This window comes from Streptomyces cupreus, from assembly GCF_014257025.1.
GTDB classification, from domain to species: domain Bacteria; phylum Actinomycetota; class Actinomycetes; order Streptomycetales; family Streptomycetaceae; genus Streptomyces; species Streptomyces cupreus.
In genome coordinates this window covers 52,268-58,407 of sequence record NZ_JACMSF010000054.1, presented here as the reverse complement: position 1 = coordinate 58,407, position 6,140 = coordinate 52,268, and the positions used below count along the sequence as shown (strand labels likewise).

Genomic DNA, 6,140 nt, shown 5'->3' with positions numbered 1-6,140 from the left:
GCCCACCCCCGCACCCCAGCCCGCCGCTGCCCCCACCACCGCCGCAACCGGCGGCCTCGACCCCCGCATGCTCTGGCCGAACATCCTGGAGGCCGTCAAGAACCGCCGCCGCTTCACCTGGATCCTGCTCAGCCAGAACGCCCAGGTGGCCGGCTTCGACGGCACCACCCTCCAGCTCGGCTTCGTCAACGCCGGCGCCCGCGACAACTTCGCGAGCAGCGGCAGCGAGGACGTCCTGCGCCAGGCGCTCGCCGAGCAGTTCAACGTCCAGTGGAAGATCGAGGCCATCGTCGACCCGTCGGGCGGCGGCGGCTCCGCCCCCGCGCAGGGCGGTTCTTCCGGTTACGGCGGTGGCGGCTACGGCGGCGGTGGCGCTACGGCGTCCCCCACGCGCCCGGCACCTCCCCAGTCCACGCCCGCCCCGGCCCCCGCGGCCCCGGCGCAGGCGGCCCCCGCACCAGCGGCCGCCCCCGCCCCCGTAACCCCGCCCCCCGCCCCCGAGCCCCCGGCCCCCGTCGCCCCCGAGGACGACATCCCGGAGGACGACGACCCGGACCTCAATGAGTCGGCCCTCTCCGGCTACGACCTGATCGTCCGCGAGCTGGGCGCGACGGTGGTCGAGGAGTTCACGAACGAGTAGCCGCCACCCGGAGGCCGGACAGGGGCCATGTCTCGGACCAGGCTTCGTACGAAACCACAAGCCCCGCCCCCGCCCCCCTTCAGCGGCCCGCACAATCCCGCCACCCCGGCTCCGGTTAGGCTGACCCCCGTGAAGGTCCTCGTCATCGGCAGCGGCGCCCGCGAACACGCCCTGTGCCGCTCCCTGTCCCTCGACCCCGACGTCACCGCGCTGCACTGCGCCCCCGGCAACGCCGGGATCGCCGAGGTCGCCGAGCTGCACCGGGTCGACGCCCTGGACGGCGCCGCCGTCGCCGCGCTGGCCACCGAGCTCGGCGCCGAGCTGGTCGTGGTCGGCCCGGAGGCGCCCCTGGTCGCCGGTGTCGCCGACGCCGTGCGCGCGGCGGGCATCCCGGTCTTCGGCCCCTCCGGGGAGGCCGCGCAGATCGAGGGCTCCAAGGCCTTCGCCAAGGACGTGATGGCGGCGGCCGGCGTCCCGACGGCTCGGTCCTATGTCTGTACGACGCCCGAGGAGGTCGACGAGGCCCTCGACGCCTTCGGCGCCCCCTACGTGGTCAAGGACGACGGTCTCGCCGCCGGCAAGGGCGTCGTCGTGACCGCCGACCTGGAGGCCGCGCGGGCGCACGCCAACGCCTGTGAGCGCGTCGTCATCGAGGAGTTCCTCGACGGGCCCGAAGTCTCCCTCTTCGCCATCACCGACGGCGAGACGGTCCTCCCCCTCCAGCCCGCCCAGGACTTCAAGCGGGCCCTCGACGGGGACGAGGGACCGAACACCGGCGGCATGGGCGCGTACTCCCCGCTGCCGTGGGCCGACCCGAAGCTGGTGGAGGAGGTCCTGGAGACCGTTCTCCAGCCCACCGTCGACGAGATGCACCGCCGCGGCGCCCCGTTCTCCGGGCTGCTCTACGCCGGTCTCGCCATCACCTCGCGCGGTGTGCGCGTGATCGAGTTCAACGCCCGCTTCGGCGACCCCGAGACCCAGGTCGTCCTGGCCCGCCTCAAGACGCCGCTCGCCGGAGTCCTGCTGGCCGCCGCCAAGGGTGACCTCGCCGACCTGCCGCCGCTGCGCTGGAGCAGCGACGCCGCGGTCACCGTGGTCGTCGCCTCGCACAACTACCCCGGCACCCCGCGCACCGGCGACCCGATCACCGGGCTCGACGAGGTCGCCGCCCAGGACGCCCCGCACGCGTACGTCCTGCACGCCGGTACCAAGACCGACGGCGACGCCGTGGTCAGCGCGGGCGGTCGCGTCCTGTCGGTCACGGCGACCGGCGGGGACCTGGCCGAGGCCCGTGAGCGGGCGTACCGGGCGGTCGCCCGCATCGGCCTCGACGGCTCCCAGCACCGTACGGACATCGCGGCGAAGGCGGCCGCAGAGTAAGGGGCCGTAACCCCACCCGATGAACCCATCAGGCCCCGGATCCGTCTCAGGAACCGGGGCCTGATCCTTGCTGTCCGTCATCCACCTTTCCCCTGAGCCATTCCATCGAGTGACCGATGCCCCATCCGGCTGACGGAGGCCGGGCCCCCAACTAGGGTGCGGCGCAAGCGTTCCGGCACTTGGCCCACCGGCATTGCGATGTCAGTGGCGGGTGCCACAGTGGGGGAGTGACCACTACCAGGACAGGTTGGACAGGCGGCGCAGCCAGGACGGCCCGCGCATCGGGGAGGGGGTGAGGTCCGGTCGTGACCGGTATGGGTGTGGAGGCGGGCGCGCAGTCCGCGCGTTCCCGGGCGCTGGCCGTGCTGCGGATCCGCAGCCGGGCACTGGCGGTCGCCCTGCTGCCCGCGGCGTTCGCCGTGGTGCTGCTGGCCGGCGGCTCCACCGGCCATCTCGTGGGCTCCGGCTGGCATGCCGCCCGCTGGGCCGTGACCTGCGTCGCCGTGCTCGTGCTGCTGGCGGCGGGCGGTATCGCGCTGGTCGTCGCCCGCTCCCGGCCGGCCGTCAGCCCGACGGTCCCGATCCCGGAGGATTCGGCCCCTGACCTGTACCGGATGGTGCGCGACCTGGCCGACCGCCTGGACGTCCCCGCGCCCTCCGCGATAGCGCTGACCCCGGACTGCGACAGCTGGCTGGAGGACCGCACCCACCCGGCCCACGGCCCGCCCCCGCGCGAGGACCGCGACGAGCTCACAAGCGGCCTGCGCGGCCCGCATCGCCGAGCCACGGCGGCCCCGGTGCTGGTCATCGGCTCCCCGTTCCTGTGGTGGATGCGGGTGGGCGAGCTGCGCGCGGTCCTGGCCCCGGTCGTCGCCGGTACGGGCCCTTCGGCCCACCCCGACATAGCCGCGGCCCGCCGCTTCGTACGAGGCCTGGACGCGGCGGTGGCGGTGACGTCGGCCCCGAACCGAGGCCCGCTGCCGCGAGCCGTGCTCTCCGGTGTCGGCAAAGTGGCCCGTCTGCTGTTGCGCAGTTGCCGGGATCACGCGGCGGAGATGGAGCGAGGAGTGGCCGCCGCGGCGGCGGAACGTGCACAGGCTGTGGATTACGGCCTGCGCATCGTCGCCCAGGAACAGGTGGGCCTCGCCTACGCGGGCTGGGACCGCCTGCTGACCCGAGTGGCCCTCCCGGCCTGGCGGATGGGCCGCTGGCCGTCCCGCCTGGACGCGGGAGTGGTGGCGGCTCTGACGGAACTCTCCCGCCGGGACCGCCTGGCCGAGGGCTTCGCCTCCCGCCTGGGCGAACGCCCGGCATGCGACCTCCTGGAGGAACCGGGCGCGGTGGACGAGGCGGCCTCCCTGCTGGCGGCCCGCCTGTTCCACGGCGGCCCGGCGGAAACGGGCCCGGACTGGTCCCCGGTCGACTGGCAGGAGTACCCGGAGGAGGTGGTCGACCGCAAATGGCGCACAGACGCGGCCCGCCTCCACAGAGTCCTGGACAGCCTGGGCATCCGCCGCCGGAGCCCCCATGGCGACGGCCCGACCTTGTCCCGGGTACTGGACCACTTGTCGGCGACGGAAGGGCCTACGGTCGCCCCAGCGACGCCCGAGGCGGACCGCCCCGCGTCCGTCCTGCCCCCAGAGGAACCCGCCGCCGGTCCGGCAACGGACGAGCGCATAGCCACCTCGGCAACGGACGGCCCGGTAGCCGCCCCGGCCGGGCAGGCCCCCGAAGCCCACCCAGCCCCGGGCACCCCCACCACCCCCCAAACCCCTGCACCCGCCAACGGCGAACCCGCCCCTCAGGGGCCGGCCGCACCCGACGACGAAAGCAGCGCGGATGCTGCGGGTGGGAACACAGCAGGCGCCGAAGGCGAAGCCGAGGTCGAAGGCCCCGCCGCCACCCTCGCCGCAGGCCTCACCGCCGCACTCGCCCGCGAGGAAGCCGCCACCCCCGCCACCCCCACGGCCCCCACCCCCGACACCACTCTCTGGGACGACGGCACCCTCCCCCTCTTCCCCCTCCAACCCCCACGCTCCGCCCGAGAGCTCCTCGCGGACCACGTCACCGCCATGGTCTGCTGCGCCGCCATGGACACCGCAGGCGCCACCCCCGGCCTCGACTGGCTCGACGGCCCCACCCTCCTCGTCAACGGAGAACGCGCCGCCGACCTCACCCCCCGAGTCCTCAGCCTCATCGAGGACGGCGACCCGACCCCCCTGAAGGCCTGGCTGATCGAATCCGGCATACGCCCGGAGAAGCCGGTACGCCTCGTCTGAGGGCCCGGAACACGCCACTGAGGCCCAGCACACCCCGCCGAAAGCCGACCCGCATACCGGAGCCCTGAATTCCACTTTCGGCCAATTAGCAACGAATAGTGACAACATGCGTGCGCAATGTGATGTGCTGGGATCGATCGCGCACGGGCAAGGGCTTGCGACATACGACCGTCACGACAACGCGATAAGCCGCAAGCCAGGACGACACACGACCACGGGGGCAAGAGGGAGGGGGGGCGACCATGGGGTCGGAGCGGATCCGCCGCTGGGAGTCGGGAGCACTCGCGCACGCCGTCACGGACCCCTTCGGCCAGGGCCCCGTCCCCTGGCTCCGTGGCGCGGAGACGTACTTCGGCGACACGGGCAAGGTGGTCCCCTGGTACGTCGACACCCCCCAGGACGCAGCGACGCCCCCGGGCGAACACCGCGTACCGGCACCCCGTAGCAGCGGCTCCGCCCGCACCAGCCGTACGACCGAAGGCCCCCGCTCCGCGGACGACGTCCACCGTCAGATCAAGGGCTTCACCTCCACCGGCGCGGTCTCCCCCGGCGAGGCCGTCGACTTCCACATCACCGTCGACCCGCCTCAGGAATTCAGCGTCGACGTCTACCGCATCGGCCACTACGGCGGAGACGGCGCCGCGAAGATCACCACCAGCCCGCGCCTCTCCGGCATCGTCCAGCCCCCGCCGCTGACCGCCGACCGCACGGTCTCCTGCCACCACTGGTGGCTGTCCTGGCGGCTGCAGATCCCGTCGTTCTGGAGCATCGGCGCGTATGTCGCCGTGCTGACCACGGCCGACGGCTACCGCTCCCACATCCCGTTCACGATCCGCGACAACCACCCGGCGGACCTGCTCCTGCTGCTGCCGGACATCACCTGGCAGGCGTACAACCTCTACCCGGAGGACGGCCGCATCGGCGCCAGCCTCTACCACGCCTGGGACGAGAACGGCCGACTGCTCGGCGAGGCCGACGCGGCGACGACCGTCTCCTTCGACCGTCCGTACGCGGGCGCCGGCCTCCCCCTCCACGTGGGCCACGCCTACGACTTCATCCGTTTCGCCGAGCGCTACGGCTACGACCTCGCCTACGCCGATGCCCGCGATCTGCACGCCGGCCATGTCGACCCCACCCGCTACCGCGGCCTGGTCTTCCCCGGCCACGACGAGTACTGGTCCCCGCACATGCGCCGCACGGTGGAGCTGGCCAGGGAACACGGCACCTCGCTGGTCTTCCTCTCCGCCAACACCATGTACTGGCAGGTGGAGTTGGGCCCGTCCCCGTCCGGCGTCCCCGACCGCCTGCTGACCTGCCGTAAGCGCAAGGGCCCGGGCAAGCCGGTCCTGTGGCGCGAGATCGACCGCCCCGAGCAGCAACTGGTCGGCATCCAGTACGCGGGCCGGGTCCCCGAGCCCCACCCCCTGATCGTCCGCAACGCCGGTCACTGGCTGTGGGACGCCACCGGCGCCCACGAGGGCGACGAACTCGCCGGCATGGTCGCGGGCGAGGCCGACCGCTACTTCCCGCGCACCGCGCTGCCCGAGCACGAGGAGCGCATCCTGCTGGCGCACTCCCCGTACACCGACGCCGAGGGCGCCCTCCGCCACCAGGAGACGTCCCTCTACCGCGCCCCCTCCGGCGCCCTGGTCTTCGCCTCCGGCACCTTCGCCTGGTCCCCTGCCCTGGACCGCCCGGGCCATGTGGACCCCCGAATCCAGCGCGCCACAGCCAGCCTCCTGGACCGCATCTGCAAGCACGACTGACCCCAAGTCCAAGGTCAGACCCCTCATACGGGACAATCGAGCCATTGGCCCGCCCGTCTCCCACCCCCACCCCAA

3 protein-coding genes and 1 pseudogene are annotated in these 6,140 nt (G+C 73.4%); all 4 read left to right on the top strand.

Going from position 1 to position 6,140, the window contains the following annotated elements; all coding sequences use genetic code 11:
• A pseudogene (locus tag H4N64_RS34775) lies at window positions 1-640 on the top strand (DNA polymerase III subunit gamma and tau); the annotation flags it as partial.
• Window positions 641-769: 129 nt separating this feature from the next.
• Window positions 770-2,020: a phosphoribosylamine--glycine ligase gene (gene purD, locus H4N64_RS34770; RefSeq protein ID WP_186286518.1), complete on the top strand. Its 1,251-nt coding sequence runs from the start codon at window positions 770-772 to the stop codon at window positions 2,018-2,020.
• A gap of 314 nt (window positions 2,021-2,334) precedes the next feature.
• Entirely contained in the window at window positions 2,335-4,299 is a 1,965-nt protein-coding gene (locus H4N64_RS34765) for a hypothetical protein (RefSeq protein WP_186286521.1), read from the top strand.
• Between the two features lie 242 nt (window positions 4,300-4,541).
• Window positions 4,542-6,065 carry a N,N-dimethylformamidase beta subunit family domain-containing protein gene (locus H4N64_RS34760; RefSeq protein ID WP_186286517.1) on the top strand — a complete coding sequence of 508 codons (1,524 nt, stop codon included), beginning with the start codon at window positions 4,542-4,544 and terminating at the stop codon, window positions 6,063-6,065.
• Window positions 6,066-6,140: the final 75 nt, after the last annotated feature.